Origin of the sequence: Micromonospora trifolii (assembly GCF_050516465.1) — a bacterium.
GTDB lineage: Bacteria > Actinomycetota > Actinomycetes > Mycobacteriales > Micromonosporaceae > Micromonospora > Micromonospora trifolii.
Genome location: NZ_CP191526.1, coordinates 6,583,209 through 6,602,700, shown reverse-complemented (window position 1 = coordinate 6,602,700; position 19,492 = coordinate 6,583,209). Strand labels below are relative to the sequence as shown.

Below are 19,492 nucleotides of genomic sequence, written 5' to 3'. Positions count from 1 at the left end.
TGTGACGGCACCCCTACGCCGCTGGTTGACTCCCGTGGTGGCCGTGATCGCCGCACTGACCGTGCTCGCCGGGCCGCTCCCGGCGCACGCCGCCCCGACGAACCCCACACCGTCCGGGCACGAGGAGGACGGCGAGCCCAAGCTGCTCAACGACGTCATCGAGCAGGCCAACCGCGACTACTCCGCCGCAAAGTCCAAGCTGGACAAGTCCAAGAAGCGGCAGGGCGAGTTGGCCGCGGAGGTCGACCGGGCCAAGGCCGACCTGGACGCGTTGGCCCCGCAGGTCGGGCAGATCGCCGCCCAGGCGTACCGGACCGGCCGGATCGGCGCGGTCGCGATGCTGCTGGAGAGCGAAGCGCCCGACTCGTTCGTCCAGCGCGCCGGGATGCTCGACGAGATGAACATGGTCAACGAGAAGAAGCTCTCCGAGGTCAACGAGGTGAAGGCCCGCGCCGAGCAGGCCAAGCTGGCCCTCGACACCGAGGTCCGCGAGCAGCAGAAGCAGACTGCCCTGATGGCGAAGCGCAAGAGCGAGGCCGACAAGGCGCTCTCCCTCGTCGGCGGCAAGGGTTTCACCGGCGGCCTGGTGGATGCCACCTCCAAGGTCGCGAAGATCGGCCCGGGTCGCACGGCCGACGGTGACTGGAAGCCCCAGTCGTGCAGCGAGAAGGACCCCACCACGTCCGGCTGCATCACGCCGCGCACGCTGCACGCGTACAAGGAGGTCAAGGCGGCCGGCTTCAACCGGTTCGTCGGCTGCTACCGCCCCGGCGGGCCGTGGGAGCACCCGAAGGGCCGCGCCTGCGACTGGTCGCTACAGAAAAGCGGGTTCTCCCCGTGGCACAACAACGACACCCGGACGTACGGCAACAACGTCGCCGCGTTCCTCATCCGTAACGCCGACCGGCTCGGCATCTACTACGTGATCTGGAACCGGCAGATCTGGTTCCCGGCCACCGGCTGGAGTTCGTACAGCGGGCCGTCGAACCACACCGATCACGTCCACATGTCGCTGCTCTGACCCGCACGATCCCCGTCGAGGGCCGTTCCGCGTGACGCGGAGCGGCCCTCGTCGCGTCAGACAGTGGCAGCCGCGGCTGGGTCGGTCGACTCGGGCGATCCGGCCGGGGTCTCCAACGTCGCGAAGCCAGCCGGCACGGCGGCCACCGGGCGCACCGCTCCGGCGGCGAGTCGGTAGGACACCCCCACCACCGCGCACCGCCCCCGCGCCACCTCGTCGGCCAGCACCGGGGACTGACCGAGCAACGTCTCGACGGTCTGGGCGATGTGGATGTCGACGATGCCGTCGATGTCGTCCACGCCCTCGGCCTCGGCCCGGCGCAGGCTGGGCAGCACGGCGTCGACCACCGCGCGCAGATGACCACTCGGTGCGGTACCGGTCGCGGCGGACTCCCGGGCGGCCTGCACCGCACCGCAGGAGTCGTGGCCGAGCACCACCACCAGCGGGGTGCCGAGCACCGTCACCGCGTACTCGACGCTGCCGAGCACCTCGGGGCCGGCGGTGTGCCCGGCGGTGCGGACCACGAACAGGTCGCCCAGACCCCGGTCGAAGATGATCTCGGCGGCGAGCCGGGAGTCGGAGCAGCCGACGATCACCGCGAACGGATGCTGCCCGTCGGCCACGGCGGCCCGGTGCCCGGCATCCTGGTTGGGGTGGCGTGGTGCGCCATCGACGAAGCGCCGGTTGCCGGCGACCAGTTCGGCGTACGCCCGGGTCGGCTCGCTGAGCGTGGTGGCCCGGTCGGCGGTCCGCTGCGGACCCGGCTGACCGCCGGAGCTCCCGGTATGACTCATCCCGCACCTCGTCTCGACGCATCTGACCTGGTCAAGCCGGCTTTCCGCCGGCCGTGCGGGCGGGTGCTGGCTCGCGCTCCACCGTCACACGCACCGTAAGATGCGTCAAGGTATGCGTGATTTAGATTTCATACGTTGACTCCGACCACCCCCTGGGCAACCTGCCCGGGGCAGGGCGGACCAGACTCTCGCGAGGGCAGGCGGACATCCGGAAGGCGGTCACACGATGGCGAGCACGGTGACGGACGACACCGGCGGCGGGCGGAACTGGACGTTCCTCACCAATCACGGGCACGTTCTGCTGGCCATCGCCCGCGATCCGACCGCCCGGCTGCGCGACGTCGCGGCCGAGGTCGGGGTGACCGAACGGGCTGCGCAGGCGATCGTCGCCGACCTGGAGGCGGGCGGTTACCTGCACCGCACCCGGGTCGGGCGACGCAACGAGTACACCCTCAACCCGGCCGGCCGGTTCCGGCATCCCGCCGAGGCCGACCGGCAGGTCGGCGATCTGCTCGCGCTGTTCGCCGACGATCCCGCCGCGAAGGCACAGCCCCGGGCCTGACCCTGGTCACCAGGGGCCGCTGACCGACGGTCACGGCGGTAACCTTTGCGGGTGCGCGAATGCCCGCCGTTGAGCGCGACCCCGTCCCGCCGTGCCCTTCGCGGCGTCCTCAGTGGAACGCTGGCGGTCCTGCTCGGCGCCGGCCTGGTGGCACCCTCCCCCGCGACCGCCGCGCCGCCCCTGTGCGGTCCCACCGGCACCGACGGCCTGACCCAGATGCCGTGGGCGCTCCGCCGGTTGGAGCCGTCCTCGGCGTGGCCCTTGTCCCGGGGCGCCGGGATCACAGTGGCCGTGATCGACTCCGGAGTCTCCGCCGCCCACCCGCTCCTCAAGGGGCAGGTGCTCGAGGGTCGCGACTTCAACGGCCTGCCGGCCCGGCAGGGCCAGTGCGACGAGGCCGGGCACGGCACGCTGATCGCCGGCATCATCGCGGGCCGGGAGGGCACTGTCGTCCCCTTCAGCGGCATCGCCCCGGCCGCTCGCATCCTGCCGATCCGGGTCTTGCCGCAGCTCGGGGCGGTCAACAACCCGCAGCTCCCCGCGCAGATCGCGGCGGCCATCGACTGGGCGGTCGAGCAGGGCGCCGACGTGATCAACCTGTCCCTCACCACAATTCCCCGCCCCGAACTGACGGCGGCCGTCGAGCGCGCGCTGGCCAAAGGGGTGGTGCTGGTCGCCGCCGCGGGCAACCGGTCGGAAGATTCGCAGAACCTTCCGGGTTACCCGGCCGCGTACCCCGGGGTTATCGCGGTCGGCGGGGTGGACGAGCAGGGCGGCCACGTCGGCACCTCGATCAGCGGCGACTACGTCGACATCGCCGCACCGGGGATGAACATCGTCGGGCCGGCGCCCGGAAACACCGGCTACCGCATCGTGCCGGAGGGCGGCACCAGCTACGCGGCCGCGTACGTGTCGGGCGTGGCCGCGTTGGTCCGGGCCGCCTATCCGAGTCTCGACCCGCAGCAGGTCGCGGATCGGCTGAAACGCACCGCGGACAACCCACCCGAGGGTCAGAATGCCGACATCGGGTACGGGATGATCAACCCGTACCGGGCGGTCTCGAGCCTGCTCGGCACCCGGGCGAACCCGCCCGCCGGCGCGCTCCCGGCACCTGCCGTGCGGGACGACCCGCTGAGCTGGCAGCGCCCCACCGCGATCTGGGCGGCGGTCATCGGCGGGCTACTCGCCGCGCTGCTGCTGGTCGCGCGACCGATCATGGCCCTGGGCCGCCGACGCGACTGGCGCCCCGGCCGACGCACCGACGCACCAACTGCCGGCTGAGCGGCGCACCGCAGCCCGACGCCTACGCCCACCTACGCCAAACACAGAGCGGCTCCGGGCCGGGCGAACCGGACCGGAGCCGCTCGTGCGAATCCCTCAGCTCCACACCTTGGAGTTGCTCATCTCCGTGGTGAGGTAGTTTTCGCGGGCGATGCCCACGGCACCGCCGATCTCGTTCAGGATCCGGTTGATGTCCCGGACCGCCGCGTCCCACTTCGCCTGGTGCTGCTCGTAGGCAACCCGGTCCTCGCCGTCCCAGTGCAGCTTGGTCAGCATCGACCGCAGCGTGTCAAGCTTTTCCTCGAGGGTCTTCGAGATGGCCTGCATCTGCTGGTTGCTGCTCTCGAGGACCGCATAGTCAACTTTGATCGTCACGATTTCCTCCTCTGCCGGCTACGGATCACGGGTTGAGAGCAGAGTGGAACTTGTCCAGCATCTGCTGCTGCTCTTCGTCGTTGACCTGGTGCGTCGTACCCGACTTGTCGAGCAGGTCAGCGATGCTGTCCATCGCCGTCAGCAGTTTGACGGTGTCCTCGTTCCAGCGCGTCATCAGCGACTGGAAGCCCGTGGACGCCTGACCCTTCCACGCGATGGCCAGGTCATCGACCACGTTCCACAGCTTCTTGAGCTCGCCGTCGACCTCGCTGCGCGTGGACCGCACGTCACTCGCGGCGGTATGCAGAGTCGCAGCTTCGACCTCGAACGCCATGCTTCACACCCTTCCGTCTGTTGTGGTGGCGGCTTCGCCGCACCCTCCCCCGCGGCAAGGCAGCAACACCCCACCGACGGACACTCCTGTGAAGACCGTAGCGGAACGTGTCCAGCCCTCGCAGCCCTGACCGGTGACGTTCGATGGATGGTGGTGAATCGGACCGGAACGGCCGACCACCCCCTACCGAACGACCGACCGCGCTCAGGTCGGCTCGGACCAGGCGGTCTGAATCAGCTGCTGGCCATCGCGACGGCGAACCAGGGTGCCCCGGCCGGGCGGTTGCGGGCTCGGCCGCAACGTGCCGAAGACCGCGCCCTCCTCCCGGTTGCCGGACATCAGCAGGCCCGGCGAGTCCAACTCGCGCAGCCGTTGCAGCACCGGCTCGTAGAGCGCCCTGGACACACCACCGACCCGGCGCGTGACGATCAGGTGGAGACCGATGTCGCGGGCCTGCGGCAACAGCTCGTGTAGGGCGCTCAGCGGGTTGCTGCCGCCGGAGGCCACCAGGTCGTAGTCGTCCACCAGGATGTACAGATCCGGACCCTTCCACCAGCTCCGATCACGCAGCTGGGCGGTGGTCACGTCCGGGCCGGGCAGCCGGTTGGTGAGCGCGCTGCGGATCGACCCGAGCCCCTGGGCGAACGCCTGGTTCGACGGGGCGTAGTCGAGCAGGTGGTCACCCTCCACCGCCCCCAGCAGGCCACGGCGGTAGTCGGCGATCACCAGCCGGGCCTGCGCCGGCGTGTACCGCTCGGTGATCCCCCGGGCGATCAGGCGCAGCAGGTTGGTCTTGCCGCACTCCGCGTCGCCGAAGACCGTCAGGTGCGGCTCGTTGGCCAGGTCCAGGTAGACCGGCGCGAGTGCCGACTCGTTGACACCGATCGGAAGCCCGGGTGCCGAGCGGTCGATGATCCGGGCCAGCTCCGCCACCGGCAGCCGGCGCGGCAGCAACCGCACCTTCGGCGCCGGGCGACCCGGCCAGTTCGCCGCCACGTGCCCGGCCAGGGACAGCGAGGCCTCGCTCAGATCGTCGATGTCGCGACGCCCGTCGATCCGCGAGATGGCCGTGAGGAAGTGCAGCTTGTCCCGGGTCAGGCCCCGACCGGGCGACTTCTCCGGCACGTTGTTCGCCGCGCGGCGGTCGATCTCGGACTCCGACGCGTCGCCGAGGCGCAGCTCCAACTTGGTGCCGAGCAGATCCCGCATGTTGATCCGGATCTCCGCCCACCGTACGGCGGTGAGCACCACGTGCACCCCGAAGCCCAGGCCCCGGTTGGCCAACGTGGTAATGGTCTGCTCCAGCTCCTCGTACTCCTGGCGCAGGGTGTTCCACCCGTCCACCACCAGGAACACGTCGCCGAACGGGTCGTCCGCGAACTCGCCAGCGGCACGGCGACGGCGGTAGCTCGCCACCGAGTCGATGCCGTGCTGGGCGAAACGACCCTCCCGCTCGTCCAGGATGGCGACCACCTCGGCCACCGTCCGGCGGACCGCTTCGACGTCGCGCCGACCGGCCACCCCGGCCAGGTGCGGCAACCGCTCCATGCTGCGCAGCGCGCCCCCACCGAAGTCCAGGCAGAAGAACTGCACCTCCCGCGGCGTGTGCGTGAGCGCCAGCGAGGCGAGCAGCGTACGCAGCATCGTGCTCTTGCCACTCATCGACCGACCGACGATGACCACGTTGCCGCCGGCCCCGGCCAGCTCGACCATCATCGGGTCCCGGCGCTGCTCGTAGGGGCGGTCCACGACGCCGACCGGCACTGTCAGTCGCCCGCGCCCGGGCCAGGAGGCGGTGCACAGCCCGTAGGTCGGGTCGACCGCCAGCGGGCCGAGCAGCTCACCCAGACCCGGCGGGTCGGCGAGCGGCGGCAGCCACACCTGGTGCGCCGGCCGACCCCGACCCTTGAGCTGGTCGATCAGCACGTCGAGCATCGCCACGGCCTTGCCGTCGGCCGGCTGCTCCGGCTCCGGGGCGGTGGCCACCGGCACCTGCGGGACCTGCACCGGAACGAAGTCGAGGCCGTACGGCACGATCCGCCGCTGCACCAACGCCTGCGAGGCGGAGGCCTGCTGCCCCGGCGCCCGGTACGCCCCCGACACGTACGCGGCCCGGAACCGCAGCATGGTGCTGGTGTCCGTCTTCAGGTAGCCGTGGCCCGGCGCGTTCGGCAGCTCGTACGCGTCCGGTACGCCGAGCACGATCCGGCTCTCCACGGCCGAGAACGTCCGCAGACCGATCCGGTACGACAGGTGCGTGTCGAGGCCCCGCAGCTTGCCCTCCTCGAGGCGCTGGCTGGCCAGCAGCAGGTGCACGCCGAGGGACCGACCCAACCGGCCGATCATCACGAACAGGTCGATGAAGTCCGGTTTGGCGGCGAGCAGTTCGCTGAACTCGTCACAGATGATCAACAGGCTGGGCATCGGCGCCAGCGGCTCACCGGCCGAGCGCGCCTTCTCGTACTCGAAGCGGGAGACGTAGTTGCCGGCCGCCCGCAGCAGCTCCTGCCGGCGCACCATCTCGCCGGCGAGCGCGTCGCGCATCCGGTCGACCAACGGCAGCTCGTCGGCCAGGTTGGTGATCACCGCACTGGTGTGCGGCAGCGCCTCCAGCGAGGCGAAGGTGGCACCACCCTTGAAGTCGACCAGGACGAAGTTCAGTTCCTCCGACGAGTGGGTCACCGCCAACGCGGCCACCACCGTACGCAGCAGCTCACTCTTGCCGGACCCGGTCGCGCCGATCACCAGACCGTGCGGGCCCATGCCCTCGTGCGCCGACTCCTTGAAGTCGAGCTCGACCACGTTGCCGTCCGGCCCGACGCCGAGCGGGATGCGCAGCCGGTCCCGGTGCCCCCGTGGGCGCCAGGTGTTCTGCACGTCCACCGCCGCGGCGTCACCGACGCCGAGCAGGTCCGGCAGCTCCGTGCTGCGGGCCAGCGGCTCGTCGCCGCCGGTCTGCTGCTGGGAGAGCCGGAAGGGGGCGATCTGTCGGGCCAGCCCCTCGGCGGCCTCCGCGCTGAGCCGGTCGGGCCGACCCAGCGTCGACGACGAGCTGCCCCGGACCAGGTCGAGCGAGTCTCCGTCGCCCAAGTCGAGGCAGAGCAGCCAGCGGCCGGCGTCGCGCGGCACCGTCCCGGAAAGGTCGATCACGGTGGCGCCGAGCAGCCCCGGGCCGACCAGCTGGCAGGTCGGTGAGATCTCCCCGCCGTCGATCACCACGACCAGGTGCGGGGCGGTGGTCAGCGGTTTGGCCTCCGGCGCGAACCGAGGCCGCCCGCCCAGCTCGGCGGCGAGCGACGCCTCGGCCTCGGCCAGGCTGGCGAAGACCAGCCGGCGCGCGCCGGCCGCGTCCGTACGACCGCTGTGGTGGGCGTGTGGCAGCCACTTCACCCAGCCCCAGGACGACTGCCGGTCGGGTGCGGCGACCACCGCGATCACCAGGTCGTCCGGTGCGTGGAAGGTGGCCAGCTGGCCCAGCGCCGCCCGGGTCAGGTCGAGCACCGGCTCGCGGTCGCCGCGCAGCACCACCCGACTGAACGCGCGCACCGACAGCGCCGTCGGCAGGTCGGGCACCGTGGAGTGTGCCCGGACGAACCGGCGAAGCGCGATGGCGCTCATCGGCTCCAGGTCCTCCACCGGCTTCGTCTCCGGTGGAACGATCTCCACGGCGAGCCGCTGCGGGCCGAGGGCGATCCGGGTCTCGCCGAAGTCGTCCTCGGTGATCCGCCGCTCCCAGAGTCGCCGGGACGCGGCGATCGACCAGAGCGCGTCGGGCTCCGGGTGCCGCCAGGCCATCGCGGCCCGCTGCTGCTCGGCGGCGCGCCGGGTGCGCTTGCGCATCTGCGCCAGGTAGCGCATGTAGTCGCGGCGATCGGCGTTCAGCTCGGCCTTGTCCTTGCCACCGTTGTTGGCCAGCGAGCCGATCGCCATGCCGAGCATCGAGACACCGAACAGACCACCGGCGACGTAGGTCATCATGCCGCCGCCCTTGCCGGCGTAGAGGAACGCCATGGCGCCCACCCCGCAGAACATCGGCAGGATCATGAGCAGCTGCCCCATCCCGCGGGGCGTCGGCTCCGGTAGCTCGGGAGGCGACTCCAGCAGCACCTCGCCGCGCGGTAAGGCCGGCCCCGGCTGACGCGGGAGCCGGCGGAACACCACCGTGCTCACGGCTGTCTCCTCCCCAGAAGCGGCCCTGATGACGTGCGGCCCGTGGAACACCGCCCGCGGGTGGGCATCGTACGTGCCGTCATCGTAGGTAATCTGCCGTGTGCGCGGTGGACCCGGACCGCAGCATCACAGCCAGCCGATCACAGACGCACACCTGGAGGCCACTGTGGCGACGAAAACGGCGACCGGTGGTCTGAGCCGGATCACCATCGTGGCTCCACGTACCCGGATGGATCTGGCGCTGCCGTCGGACGTGCCGCTGGCCGACCTGCTCCCCACCCTGCTGCGCTACGCGGGCGAGGACATGGCCGACGAGGGTGCGCGGCACGGCGGCTGGGCACTGTCCCGGTTGGGCGGTGCGCCCCTCGACGGTGGTCGTACCGTGGCGCAGCTCAGCGTCCGCGACGGTGAGGTGCTCTACTTCAACCCCCGGTCCGACGCCGCACCGGAGATTGTCTTCGACGACGTGGTGGACGCGGTCGCCACCGCTACCAACCAGCGCCCCGGCGCCTGGCAGGTCGGCGCGACCCGTTCCTTCGCTGTGGTCTTCGCGGCGGCGGCGTTCGGCGCCGGCGCGCTGGCCGCCCTCTTCGCCGGTCCGCCGCACCTGCCCGGCGCGCTGGCCGCGCTGCTGGTCGCGGTGGCGCTGCTGGTGGGCGCCGCGGTGCTGTCCAGGGCCGCCGGTGACAGCGGCATCGGCGCGGTGCTGGCCCTGGTCGGTCTGGTGCACGCGGCCACCGGCGGCCTGCTGCTGCTCGCCGGAGATCGATCGCTGACCGACCTGGCCAGTCCGCATGTCCTGCTCGCGGCAACCGCCGCGGTGGTGGCCGGCGCGGTGGCCGTGCTGGCGGTCGGCGATCGGTACCCCCTCTTCTTCGCCGCGATCGGGGTCGCCGCCGCGACCGGCCTGGGCGCGGTGCTCTGCCTGGCCCTGGGCCTCGACGCGGCGGCCTCCGCCGCGGTGGTCGCTGCTGTCGCGTTCGGCGTGGTCCCGGCGCTGCCGATGATGGCCTACCGGCTGGCCCGGCTGCCGGTGCCGTCGATTCCGACCGGTCCGGAGGACCTGAAGACCGACAGCGAGTCGGTGGACGGCAGGCAGGTGCTCCAGCAGAGTGAGCGCGCTGACCAGTTCCTCACCGGTCTGCTGTGGACGGTGTCGCTGCTGGTACTGGGCGCGCAACTCGTGCTGGCCCTGGACGGGCGCCTGCCCGCGGTGCTGCTGTGCCTGGTGCTGGCCCTGCTGGCGCTGCTGCGGGCCCGCCCCCTCCTGGGCCGGGCCCAGCGCACCCCGGTGCTGCTGGCCGGCACCGTGGGTCTGGGCCTGGCCGCCGCGACCACCTTCGCCGGTGGGTCACTGCCGGTCCGGCTCGGCCTGATCCTGGGCGGGCTGGTGCTCGCCGCGGTGATCAGCCTGATCTACGGTCTGACCGTCGCCGGCAAGCGCATCTCGCCGGTCTGGGGCCGCCTGCTCGACATCGCCGAGATCCTGCTCATCATCTCGCTGGTGCCGCTCGCCTTCTGGGTCTGCGGCCTCTACGGCTGGATCGTCAACCTCCGGCCCTGACCGTGCGCCGCCGCACCGGTCAGCGCGACCGCGGACCGGTGGAGACGCCCAGCGCCGACGCGACCGGAGCGGTGGCGTAGACGCCCGGAGCATGCTGACCGTCCATCGGCCGGGTGGACGCGCCCACCCGGCCGGCGACCTCGCGAACCACCTTGACCAGGGCCTCGACGTGGTTGTCCATCGCCGCGACCCGCAGCAGCGGTGCCGCCACCCGACCGTCCGACGAGACGGTCACGGCCACCGTGTGCGACGGCGCCGAGGTCGCGGTGATCGCGTCCACGAGTGGACCGAGCGGCGCGTCGAAGCGGCCCCGCAGAGCCATGCAACGGTGCGTCCAGCCGCCGCCGCGCAATCCACTCCAACCCTCCGCCGGCGCCTCGGGCACCAGGTCCAGGCCGGCGGCCGAGACGATGGCCGTGCGTAGTTCCTCCCGGCCCAGCGGACGATGGGCCAGCCCCGCCGAGGTCAGCGCCTTGCCGAGCCGGCCGATCCCGGCCGCCACCGTCCGGTGTACGCCGGTCAGCCCGCCGCCCCGGCTCACCGCCTCGACCCGGGCGTCCCGGACGGTGAGCCGCACCGCCACCCAGACGGTCCGGTGTGCCGCCGGCGGCGCACCGGGCGCCGGGTACCAGACCAACGTGTGCGCGACGACCTGGGCTCGGGAGACCGGGGCGCTGAAGTCCGTGAGCACCCGCAGCGCGCGGTCCACCGCGGCGGCGTCGACGGAGCCGACCGCAGCACCGGTCGCGGACTGCAACGCGACGGCCGCGAACCAGCCCTGGTCGTCGCGCCCGATGCCGAGCCGGGTGCCTCGGTCGGTCAGCTCGATGACGCTGAGCTCGGGGGCGAGCGCAGCCAACCTCGGGTCGGTCGCCGTGCCGCTGGCCAGCGCGGCCGACGCCCGCTCACCGCGTCGCCGCAGCCGCCGACGCAGCAGCAGGTCCTCGAACCACCAGCGGCCACCCCGACGGGCGAAGGCCGCCAGGACGACCAGCAGCGCCGCCGCGCCCACCGCGGCGAGCACCCAGCTGGGTCCGGCCGTGGCGGCCCAGACGCCGACCACGCACAACTCCAGCACGACGAGCTGCCCGACCAGCACGGGGCCGACCCGCCCACGGCCGGGCCGCTCGGCCGGGGGCGCCGGCCGAGTCGGAACGTCGACAGGGTCCGTGACCGCTCGGGCGGGTGGCGCCTGAATCTGCGTCATCGCTGACTGTCCCTCCTGCACGGTACGACTCTGCGCCGGGTCGGTCCGGTGCCGGCCACGAGCGGTGGTCCCAAGGAACCACCGTCGGCCCCTTATCGTAGGGAAGCCCGCGACGGCACCCCGACCCTGATCGTCGCGGATCCACCCCGCCGGAGGTAAGTCATGCGGACCCGCCGCGATCAGGTGCAGGCGTACCGCTTCGTCACCCGCCGCATCGTCTCCGCCTTGCTGTCGGGCGATCCGGAGACCACCAACCTGCCGATGCGACGGCTCGGCATGGCCGTCTTCGGCAGTGTCCTCACCGCAGCCATCGTGCTCGGCGGGGTGGGTGCCTACGGCCAGTTGACCGGTGGCGCGGCGCCCCTGGACGACCAGACCCTGGTCATCGAACGGGAGACCGGCGCGACGTACGTGTTCATCCAGGGCAAGCTGCACCCGACGCTCAACTTCACCTCGGCGCGGCTCATTGTGAACGATGCGAGTGCCCAGGTGCGGACGATGTCCCAGGCGTCACTGCGGGACCGACCCCGCGGCGTCACCGTCGGCATCGTCGGGGCACCGGACGCCCTGCCGGACCGCAAGTCGCTGACCGGGCTGCCCTGGTCGGTCTGCGACGTGCCCGACCCGGTCGACCGGCAGCGGTCCAGCACCCGGCTGGTGATCGACCGGGCCCTGCCCGGCGGCACGCCGCTGGGTGACCGGGCGGTGCTGGTCTCGGTGAACGACCAGCGGTACCTGGTCACCAACAACACTCGACTCCAACTGCTCGACCCGTCCCGCACGATCACGGCGCTGCGGATGGCCGGCACCGAGCGACTCCAGGTCGGGCAGCAACTGCTCAACGCCGTTCCGGCCGGGCCACCGCTGCGCCGGCCGTCGCTGCCCGGTGAGGGCGAGCCCAGCAGCCGCAACGTGGCCGGGCAGATCCACAACGTCGGTTCGGTGTTCAAGGCCGCCGGGCGGCACTACGTGCTGACCCGGGACGCTCTCGTCTCGATCAGTGAGATCACCGCTCTGCTACTCGTCAGCAACGGCGGTCGGATAACCGACATCACCCCGAATCAGGCCAGCGAGGCGTTCGAGGAGCGGCGGATCGAGGAGGAGGGGGTGCCCCCGACGATGCCCGCCCTCTACCCGGCCCAGCCCGGTCAGACCACGCTGTGCGCGACGTACCGCAAGGGCAGCGCGGGCGGCCCGCCGACCACCACCCTGGAGGTCTTCGACCGGGTGCCGAGCGAGTTGACCGACAGCGATCCGGGCCTGGTGCCGGTGCGCCAGACCAGGCGCGACGCCGTACGCACCGCCGAGGCGGTGCTGCTGCCCGGCGGCAAGGGTGTCATCGCGCAGGCCTCGCCCGGTGCCGGGACCAGCGGGTCCGGCGCCGCCGGGTCGACGATCTACCTGATCAGCCCGCAGGGCATCCGGTATCCGCTCGGCTCGGCGGCGACCCTGGACGTGCTCGGCTACGGCGGAATCACCCCGCTGGCCGTGCCCGGCTCCCTGCTCGCACTGATCCCGACCGGGCCGACTCTGGACCGGGAGGACGCGTTCGCCGTCTTCGCACCCGACGGGCCGGCACCGGCCGCACCACCGTCGGCCACACCGAGGTCGGGCTCACCATCCGCGGCGCCACCGTCGGGGACGCCGTCCGTGGCGCCACCGTCGGGGTCGTCGCCCGCCGCGCCACCGTCGGGTTCGACACCGTCGAGTCCGGCCAGTGGCACCCCGTCGAGCGGCGGGACCGGCGGGGGCTCCACGGAATCGACGGGCGCCGACGGCTGAGCAGCTTCGACGGGTCGCCCAGAGTCGCACTGGTGGACTAACCTGGATGTCGCTGACGGTTGTCAACCAGAACGACGGGGATGTTGCCATGGCCGGGCGTACGGAAGTCGACCTGTTGTCCCTCGAGGACTTCCACGAGCACCTGGCGTCGCGGTTGAGCCAGGCCGAGTCGGTGCTGCGCAAGCTCAACACCGAGATGCAGTGCCGTCCTCCGGCGCTGGGCTCGTTCTTCGACGCCACCGACAAGGCGCGTCGCTACAGCGAGGTGCACCAGTCCTATGTCGACCAGGCCGAACGGATCCGGCAGGCGGTGCTGGCGGCACAGCAGGCGACCAGCACGATCCTGAGCAACTACCGCACCGCCGAGGCGCGTAACGCGGCCAACGCCGACGATGTCACCGCCGCGCTGACCCCGGTCGACCGGGCGTTCCAGCCGAAGGAGGACGGGCGTGTCTGAATACACCCAGCGCTACCAGGGCAACAGCCACCAGCAGCTGTACGACGGCCTGATGGCGGGCAAGCCGGAGCAGATCGAGGGCGTGGCCACCCAGTGGGCCGAGCTCAAGGGCATCCTCGACGGCCTCGGCCGGGATCTGAGCGGCGACCTCGACAAGCTCGGCAACACGTGGACGGGTTCGGCGGGTCGGGAGTTCCATCGGCGACTCAGCCTGATCGTCGCCCACACCGACGCGTTGGGCGAAGGGATGGCCGGGATCAAGCAGGGGTTGACCATGATGGCCGACCATCTGCGCGCCGCCCACAAGCAGGCTGAGAGCCCGGAGGAGACCGACGACAACGACAAGGCGATCGGCGGTGCGATCAAGGGTGGCGCCGTCTTCGGTCTGACCGGCCTGATCGTCGGGGGCATCGCGGGTCACCAGCAGGACAAGGCAGAGCAGGAGAAGGCCCACCAGCGGATGGTGAACCTGGTGGCCGGCCTGGCCAACAGTTATGAAATGTCCGCCTACGACCGGGTGGTCGAACCACCCCCGCCCGACCCGGATACTCCGACCACCGCCCGCAAGGATCCGACGACGCCACAGAGTGTCTCGGCCATCGCCAGGGTGTCCGGCGGTCCCAACACCGGCGCGGACACCGGGCACACCGGCGACGCGACCATCTCGTCGCCCGACCGGGTTGCCCAACTGCCGGGCGACGGTTCGACGCCGGGCGAGGTCGGCTCGGGCACCGGTGGCAGCCCGGCTGTCGGCGCCACTCCGATCGGCGCTGGCAGCGGCCTCGCTGGCAGCGGCGGCACCTCCCTCGCCGGAGCGGACCCATTGGTCGGCGGCGCCCTGCTGGGCGGGGGTGCCGCCGGGCTGGTCGGGCTGTCCGGGCCGGCCGGCGCGCCCGCTGCGGCGAGCACCGGTCCCGGCCTGCTCTACGGAGCACAGGGCGGGTCACCGGCCGGCGGGGTGTTGCGCAGCGGCGCGCTCGCGGGCTCGGGCAACGCACCTCCCACCTCGGCTCGACCGACCGGCGGTGGTGCGCCCCCGGCGGAGAATCGCGCCGCCAACGGGGTCGGGCGCAGCATCGACGGCCAGCGCGGTGGGAGCGGCGGACGCCCGGCCATGACCGGTGGCAACGCCCGACCGGGGTCCGGCGGCGGCCGTCCCGGCGTGCTCGGCGGGCGCGGTGCAGCCCAGGACGACGACACCGACGAGCGGCTGACCTGGTTGACCGAGGACGAGATGGTGTGGCAGGGCGACGAGAAGCCCGCGCCCCCGGTGCTCGGCACCGGCGACTGACCACGGCCTGACGCCGGCACGCGCGCACCACCGGCGGTGCCACCAAGACAGCGAGCGGTGCCCCCGATCGGACCCGATCCGGTCGGGGTCACCGCCGTTCCCGGGTCCCGATCGACGGCGTCCACAGTGCGCATGGTGGTGGCGGTCACGCCCGCGCGGTCCTTCGCCGTGCTGCGCCGGGCCAGGGCGGGCGATAGGTTGGTCGGGTGTCGTCCGCAGCGTCTGTCCGCCCCGCCAGGTGGGCTGTGCTGCGGTCACTGCGGGACCTGACCCGCCTGGCGGTCACCGCGCTGGTGCTCGCGGTCGGCCTCGGTGCCGCTCTCGCCGCGACCCCGCCGCCCGCCTCCACGCAGCTGCGGCCCAGTGCCGTGAGCAGCCGGGTGGCAACTGTCCGCCCCGACGCCGGCTCGGCCAACGAGCGGGCCGGCCAGCCCGCCGAGGCCCCGCCGGCTGGCACGATCGATACCGCCACGGCGACCGGTCCGGTCGCGGCGGGCCCGGTGCACATCCCGGCCATCGATCCCGGCCGTGGCACTCCTGCACGACGCGGCCCGCCCGCCCGCTGAGCCCGGCCCGGCGATCCCCGGGGCCCGATCCCGGCTGATCCTCCCGCACGGCACCTGAGTTCGCCGTCGACGGGACGACCCCGCCGCCGGGCCGACCGGTGCTGCCGCGCCTTCCTGCCGCCCGTCGATACCCGCTACCGCGAGGTGCTGATCATGCAAACCATCCTCTCCGCCGTACTGCCAGACCTCTCCCGGGCCGCCGTCATCTGGCTGAGCCTGCTCGGGGTGGTCGCCGTCGCCGTCTCCGTGCTCCTGCTGCGGCCCGGCCGACTCCGCTTCGATCCGGGCGCCCGGATCCGCCGCGCCGCCATGCCGAGCCAACTCGAGCAGGCGCAGGAGGAGCGGGAGCAGAGCCGCTACGCGCAGGAGGTAGCGGTGGCGGCGGAGCGGGCGACCACCACCGTCCGGCGCCGCCGGGCGGAGTGGGAGGCCGCGCAGGAGGCGGTCGAGACGGCGTGGCAGGCGTACGAGGCGGCCGAGGCTGGCGTACGGCGGCTCGACGCGGCGGCCGCGATGCCGCTGCCGCACACCGCACGGACCCCCGCCGAGTACGCGGACCGCGAGCGCTACCTGCACCGGGCGGCGCTGGACGCGTACTGGCGGCGGGAGCTGTCGGTGGAGCAGCTCAGCGACGTCTTCGGACACCGCGACGGCTGGGACCCGCGACTGCACCCGGTCGAGCAGGAGCTGGTGCTCCAGCGTGCGATCCGGGACAACCTGGCGGCCCGGCACGCCGCAGCCCGCGAGCGGGAGCAGGCCGCGTGGCGGGCGGCGGAGTTGGCGGTGGCCGCGGCTCGCAGTCTGCGCGAGGAGGCGTACGCCGCGACCGGACGACGGGTCGCCGAGTCGGCGTCGGTGCTGCCGCTGAGCGAGGTTGGCCGACCGGTGGGCGCGCAGACCCGGGAGAACGTCGAGCAGACCCGGGAGAACAAGGTGACCGCGCGCGGCCGTGCGACGGTGCCCGCGTTCTGAGCCGCGCGGGCTCGGGTGGGTTAGCGTGACGACATGTCCCGACAGGCGTGGGTCCTCGTGGTGATCGCCAGCATCCTGGCGCTCGCCACACTGGTCGGTGCCGTGGTGCTGGCGGTGCGGGTGGTGCGTACCCGGCGGATGCTGACCGGGCTCGGCGCGGGCGGCAAGGTCGCCTTCTACGGGGCGCTGATCTACACGATCTTCCCGGTCGACGTGCTGCCGGACCCGATCTACCTGGATGACATGGGTGTCCTGGCCGCCGCCCTGATCTACCTGACCCGGCTGGTGCACCAACGTCGGGCGGCGGGTCGCCAGCTGCCCGGTCAGCCGGACGCCCCGCCGGATCGGGGCCAGGTGCGCCGCCGCGTGCCATGATCGAGGTCGGTTCGGCGGACAGGGCAGGGGACGGGCATGGCGGGCGATCATGGGTTGGACGTGCACGATGAGCGGGTTGTCGCCTTCTGCGCCGAACGACACCTGGCGACGCTGACCACCCTGCGGGCGGACGGCACCCCGCACGTCGTACCGGTAGGTGTGACTCTCGACCCGGCGGCCGGACTGGCCCGGGTCATCACCTCCGGCGCCTCCCGCAAGGCCCGTCAGGTGGCGGCGGCCGGCGCGTCGGGCGCGGCGGTGGCGGTGTGCCACGTGGATGGCCGCCGCTGGTTGACCATCGAGGGTCGCGCGGTGCTGCGGTCGGACCCGGCCGCCGTGGCTGAGGCGGAGCGGCGGTACGCCGAGCGGTATCGGACACCGCGCCCAAATCCGGAGCGGGTGGTCATCGAGATCACAGTGACCAGGCTGTTGGGCAGCCTCTGACCTGACCGTTCGTCCCCGATGACCGGTTCGGGTCGGGCAGGGATGCCGCGCGACGCCGGTGCCCGCAGCCGGCGGAATTCTCCGTGAAGCAGAGCGGTTACGCCCTCGGTACGCCCAGGGCCGAGACCACCGATGGTCGGCCCCCGTGTTGCGCCGAGCGCCATTCCCGGTGCTGCCGCCCTCCGCTGGCCGGAGGCGCCAACCCCCGAACGGAGACTCGACCATGAACCCGATCGTCCAGAAGAGCGGTCTGTCCGTCGTCGGCCTGCTGGTCGCCGGCGGCTGCGCCCTCGGCCCGGCGGTGGCCGCGCAGGCCGCCCCGACGCCTGCCGCTCCGGCCTCGTCGAGCCAGAACGACCGGCACGCCGAACGGATCCTCGGCGTCGACTACCAGGCCCAGCCGAACTTCTACTACTGCGGCCCGGCCGCGACCCGGATCGCGTTGTCGGCTCAGGGCAAGGCGCTCTCCCAGGACGAGGTGGCCCGACTGCTCGGCACCACCGAGGCGGGTACCCCCTCGGCCCTGGACACCACCCGGGTGCTGAACGAGCTGACCGGCGGCAAGTACCGGACCACCGAGATCCGTGATTCGGTGGCCCGCCCCGACCAGGTCGAGCAGCTGCGCCGTGACGTGCTGGCTGCGGTGGACGCGGGCCGCCCGGTGGTGGCCAACATCAAGGGCACGACCGTGGACACCGACGGCAACCCGCACTCGTACGAGGGCGGCCACTACCTGACCCTCGTCGGCTACCGCGACGGTGGTGACACGATCCGGGTCGCCGACCCGGCGGACCCGGCGTTGGGCGAGTACTGGATGAGCCTGCCGAAGGTCGCCAACTGGATCGCGGAGCGCGGTTACTCCTCCTGATCCGGACGGTTCACCGGGCCGGCCTCTCCCGTGCGGGGAGGCCGGCCCGACCCTCGTTACGGGCCCGGGCGGCGAGGTGTGCGCGTCGACGGGCTCGGGCGGCTCGCGTTGGCCGGGCCCGGTGCAGTTGCCGTCGGACCGGCGGGTGGATCTCCCGCTCGCCGGCACCGGCCGCCCGGCGCACGATCCGGTTGGCGTCGTCGGGTTCGCAACCGCATGCCCGGAGCAGGTCGCTGGCCGCGGTGCGCAGTCCGGTGACGAGGGATTCGCCGAACGAGCCGAGCCCACCCGCGGCAGCCCGCCCGGCCAACTCGGCGCACTGCTCGATCAACCGGCGTGTGCGCTTGGGGTCGTCACCGACCTTGCACTCGGTACGCATCTCCGCCACCGCCTGACCCAACCGGCTTATGGCGTCGGGCAGCTCCGGCGGAATCGGCTCGTCGTACTGCAACGCGGTGGACGACCAGCGGGCCATGGCGCGACTGTCCAACAGCAGCCGCTCCAGGTGATCCGCGCTGCGGGCGTAGCGATGGTACTGCTGCCGGCGGTGCCAGCGCACCGGGGCGATGGTCACCACCTCCTCGGCGCCGCTCAGCGCATCGTGCAGCCGGCCCAGGTCACCCTCGGTCCCCCGGAGCCGCTCCAGGACGGCCAGGGTCCGCTCGCCGTCGCGCTCCCGCATCGCCTGCGCCAGCTCGGCGAGCTGCTCGCAGAGAATCGCGAAGATCGGTGCGGCGGCCCGGTCCAGCACTCGCAGCGGGTTGATCGGCAGCAGCAGCGCGACCACCACCAGGCCGACCGCCCCGCCGACGAGAGCGTCGAAGATCCGGGGTAACTCCAGGCCACGCTCCATCGGGGCCAGCGTGGCGATCAGCACGGCGGTACCGCCGGCCTGACCGACCAGCGCACCACCCCTTCCGGCCACCAGCAACGCGGCGGCGATGGCCAACGCGACCACCGCACCGGTCTGCCACGGGCCCGAGCCGAGCAGGAAACGCAGTGTGTCGCCGATGATGATGCCCAGGGACACGCCGCCCAGCAGCTCAAACGTGCGCCGCGCTCGCTGCCCGATGGCGGTGGCGATCGTACCGACGGCAGCGGCGGGAGCGAAGACGTGCGCTCCCGGGCCGAGTAGGTTCTTGGCGAGCAGGGCGGCGATCGCTGCGGCCAGGCCGGCCTGAATGGAGATCACCAGAGTGACCTCCCACTGCCGGGCCCGGATCCGGCCGGCCTCTCCGCCACGGTGCCGCACCTTTCGGACGGCCCGCTCGGCGGTCTCGTCGAGCCGCGACTGACCGCGGTCGGCGGGTGGGCGGTCGTCGGCCATGGCGGCGGTTACCCCGGCGACGGCAGGGCAATCGCGGCAGCTCGACACCAGCGCCACCGCAGGTACCACCGACACCGTCAAACACATCGTCCACCGTAGGTT

Annotated in this window: 18 protein-coding genes; 12 read left to right on the top strand and 6 right to left on the bottom strand. The window is 72.5% G+C overall.

Features of this window, described 5'->3' with window-relative positions; all coding sequences use genetic code 11:
* Position 1 precedes the first annotated feature (1 nt).
* Complete coding sequence (locus tag ACQRWP_RS30800; protein ID WP_430499719.1) at positions 2–1,021, top strand: coiled-coil domain-containing protein; 1,020 nt, start codon at positions 2–4, stop codon at positions 1,019–1,021.
* Between the two features lie 56 nt (positions 1,022–1,077).
* On the opposite strand, the gene ACQRWP_RS30795 is transcribed toward ACQRWP_RS30800, so the two are convergent.
* Positions 1,078–1,815 carry a carbonic anhydrase gene (locus ACQRWP_RS30795; RefSeq protein ID WP_430499718.1) on the bottom strand — a complete coding sequence of 246 codons (738 nt, stop codon included), beginning with the start codon at positions 1,813–1,815 and terminating at the stop codon, positions 1,078–1,080.
* Between the two features lie 226 nt (positions 1,816–2,041).
* Between ACQRWP_RS30795 and ACQRWP_RS30790 the strand changes: the two genes are divergently transcribed.
* Together ACQRWP_RS30790 and mycP are read left to right on the top strand one after the other, a co-directional pair.
* Entirely contained in the window at positions 2,042–2,377 is a 336-nt protein-coding gene (locus ACQRWP_RS30790; RefSeq protein WP_430499717.1) for a helix-turn-helix transcriptional regulator, read from the top strand.
* Between the two features lie 51 nt (positions 2,378–2,428).
* Positions 2,429–3,658 (top strand): type VII secretion-associated serine protease mycosin, encoded by a 1,230-nt coding sequence (gene mycP / locus ACQRWP_RS30785; protein ID WP_430499716.1) that lies wholly within the window; start codon positions 2,429–2,431, stop codon positions 3,656–3,658.
* A 96-nt stretch (positions 3,659–3,754) separates the two neighbouring features.
* Here mycP and ACQRWP_RS30780 read toward each other — a convergent pair whose 3' ends face one another.
* The 3 genes from ACQRWP_RS30780 to eccCa form a co-directional block, all read right to left on the bottom strand.
* Entirely contained in the window at positions 3,755–4,033 is a 279-nt protein-coding gene (locus tag ACQRWP_RS30780; RefSeq protein WP_030329555.1) for a WXG100 family type VII secretion target, read from the bottom strand.
* A gap of 25 nt (positions 4,034–4,058) precedes the next feature.
* A complete protein-coding gene (locus tag ACQRWP_RS30775) occupies positions 4,059–4,367 on the bottom strand; it encodes a WXG100 family type VII secretion target (protein ID WP_030329557.1) in 309 nt (102 codons plus the stop codon).
* A 204-nt stretch (positions 4,368–4,571) separates the two neighbouring features.
* On the bottom strand, positions 4,572–8,537 hold the full coding sequence (gene eccCa, locus ACQRWP_RS30770) for a type VII secretion protein EccCa (protein WP_430499715.1): 3,966 nt from the start codon (positions 8,535–8,537) through the stop codon (positions 4,572–4,574).
* Positions 8,538–8,703: 166 nt separating this feature from the next.
* Between eccCa and eccD the strand changes: the two genes are divergently transcribed.
* Complete coding sequence (gene eccD / locus ACQRWP_RS30765; protein ID WP_430499714.1) at positions 8,704–10,101, top strand: type VII secretion integral membrane protein EccD; 1,398 nt, start codon at positions 8,704–8,706, stop codon at positions 10,099–10,101.
* Between the two features lie 19 nt (positions 10,102–10,120).
* Here the strand turns inward: eccD and ACQRWP_RS30760 are convergent, their stop codons facing one another.
* Complete coding sequence (locus tag ACQRWP_RS30760; protein WP_430499713.1) at positions 10,121–11,308, bottom strand: type VII secretion protein EccE; 1,188 nt, start codon at positions 11,306–11,308, stop codon at positions 10,121–10,123.
* 162 nt (positions 11,309–11,470) lie between these two features.
* Here ACQRWP_RS30760 and eccB point away from each other — a divergent pair, with 162 nt between their 5' ends.
* From eccB to ACQRWP_RS30720, 8 genes are all read left to right on the top strand, one after another.
* A complete protein-coding gene (gene eccB, locus ACQRWP_RS30755) occupies positions 11,471–13,090 on the top strand; it encodes a type VII secretion protein EccB (protein WP_430499712.1) in 1,620 nt (539 codons plus the stop codon).
* Positions 13,091–13,136: 46 nt separating this feature from the next.
* The gene (locus ACQRWP_RS30750; protein ID WP_354943970.1) at positions 13,137–13,547 is read left to right on the top strand and encodes a hypothetical protein; all 411 of its coding nucleotides are present in this window, start codon (positions 13,137–13,139) and stop codon (positions 13,545–13,547) included.
* Positions 13,540–14,838, top strand: coding sequence for a WXG100 family type VII secretion target (locus ACQRWP_RS30745; protein WP_430499711.1), 1,299 nt, complete (start codon positions 13,540–13,542; stop codon positions 14,836–14,838). Before ACQRWP_RS30750 ends, ACQRWP_RS30745 begins: the two co-directional genes overlap by 8 nt.
* A 245-nt stretch (positions 14,839–15,083) precedes the next feature.
* Positions 15,084–15,404 carry a hypothetical protein gene (locus tag ACQRWP_RS30740; RefSeq protein WP_430499710.1) on the top strand — a complete coding sequence of 107 codons (321 nt, stop codon included), beginning with the start codon at positions 15,084–15,086 and terminating at the stop codon, positions 15,402–15,404.
* Positions 15,405–15,557: 153 nt separating this feature from the next.
* Positions 15,558–16,376 carry a hypothetical protein gene (locus ACQRWP_RS30735; protein WP_430499709.1) on the top strand — a complete coding sequence of 273 codons (819 nt, stop codon included), beginning with the start codon at positions 15,558–15,560 and terminating at the stop codon, positions 16,374–16,376.
* A 33-nt stretch (positions 16,377–16,409) separates the two neighbouring features.
* The gene (locus tag ACQRWP_RS30730; protein ID WP_091395179.1) at positions 16,410–16,751 is read left to right on the top strand and encodes a YkvA family protein; all 342 of its coding nucleotides are present in this window, start codon (positions 16,410–16,412) and stop codon (positions 16,749–16,751) included.
* 36 nt (positions 16,752–16,787) lie between these two features.
* Entirely contained in the window at positions 16,788–17,195 is a 408-nt protein-coding gene (locus ACQRWP_RS30725; protein WP_430499708.1) for a pyridoxamine 5'-phosphate oxidase family protein, read from the top strand.
* 223 nt (positions 17,196–17,418) lie between these two features.
* A complete protein-coding gene (locus ACQRWP_RS30720; protein WP_430499707.1) occupies positions 17,419–18,063 on the top strand; it encodes a C39 family peptidase in 645 nt (214 codons plus the stop codon).
* Between the two features lie 10 nt (positions 18,064–18,073).
* Here ACQRWP_RS30720 and ACQRWP_RS30715 read toward each other — a convergent pair whose 3' ends face one another.
* The gene (locus ACQRWP_RS30715; protein ID WP_430499706.1) at positions 18,074–19,390 is read right to left on the bottom strand and encodes an FUSC family protein; all 1,317 of its coding nucleotides are present in this window, start codon (positions 19,388–19,390) and stop codon (positions 18,074–18,076) included.
* Positions 19,391–19,492 lie beyond the last annotated feature (102 nt).

Coding starts and splice junctions, on each gene's coding strand:
- ACQRWP_RS30795 (WP_430499718.1), bottom strand. CDS start 1,815: ATGAGTCATACCGGGAGCTCCGGCGGTCAGCCGGGTCCGCAGCGGACC.
- ACQRWP_RS30790 (WP_430499717.1), top strand. CDS start 2,042: ATGGCGAGCACGGTGACGGACGACACCGGCGGCGGGCGGAACTGGACG.
- ACQRWP_RS30775 (WP_030329557.1), bottom strand. CDS start 4,367: ATGGCGTTCGAGGTCGAAGCTGCGACTCTGCATACCGCCGCGAGTGAC.
- ACQRWP_RS30760 (WP_430499713.1), bottom strand. CDS start 11,308: ATGACGCAGATTCAGGCGCCACCCGCCCGAGCGGTCACGGACCCTGTC.
- eccB (WP_430499712.1), top strand. CDS start 11,471: ATGCGGACCCGCCGCGATCAGGTGCAGGCGTACCGCTTCGTCACCCGC.
- ACQRWP_RS30750 (WP_354943970.1), top strand. CDS start 13,137: ATGTCGCTGACGGTTGTCAACCAGAACGACGGGGATGTTGCCATGGCC.
- ACQRWP_RS30735 (WP_430499709.1), top strand. CDS start 15,558: ATGCAAACCATCCTCTCCGCCGTACTGCCAGACCTCTCCCGGGCCGCC.
- ACQRWP_RS30730 (WP_091395179.1), top strand. CDS start 16,410: ATGTCCCGACAGGCGTGGGTCCTCGTGGTGATCGCCAGCATCCTGGCG.
- ACQRWP_RS30725 (WP_430499708.1), top strand. CDS start 16,788: ATGGCGGGCGATCATGGGTTGGACGTGCACGATGAGCGGGTTGTCGCC.
- ACQRWP_RS30720 (WP_430499707.1), top strand. CDS start 17,419: ATGAACCCGATCGTCCAGAAGAGCGGTCTGTCCGTCGTCGGCCTGCTG.
- ACQRWP_RS30715 (WP_430499706.1), bottom strand. CDS start 19,390: ATGGCCGACGACCGCCCACCCGCCGACCGCGGTCAGTCGCGGCTCGAC.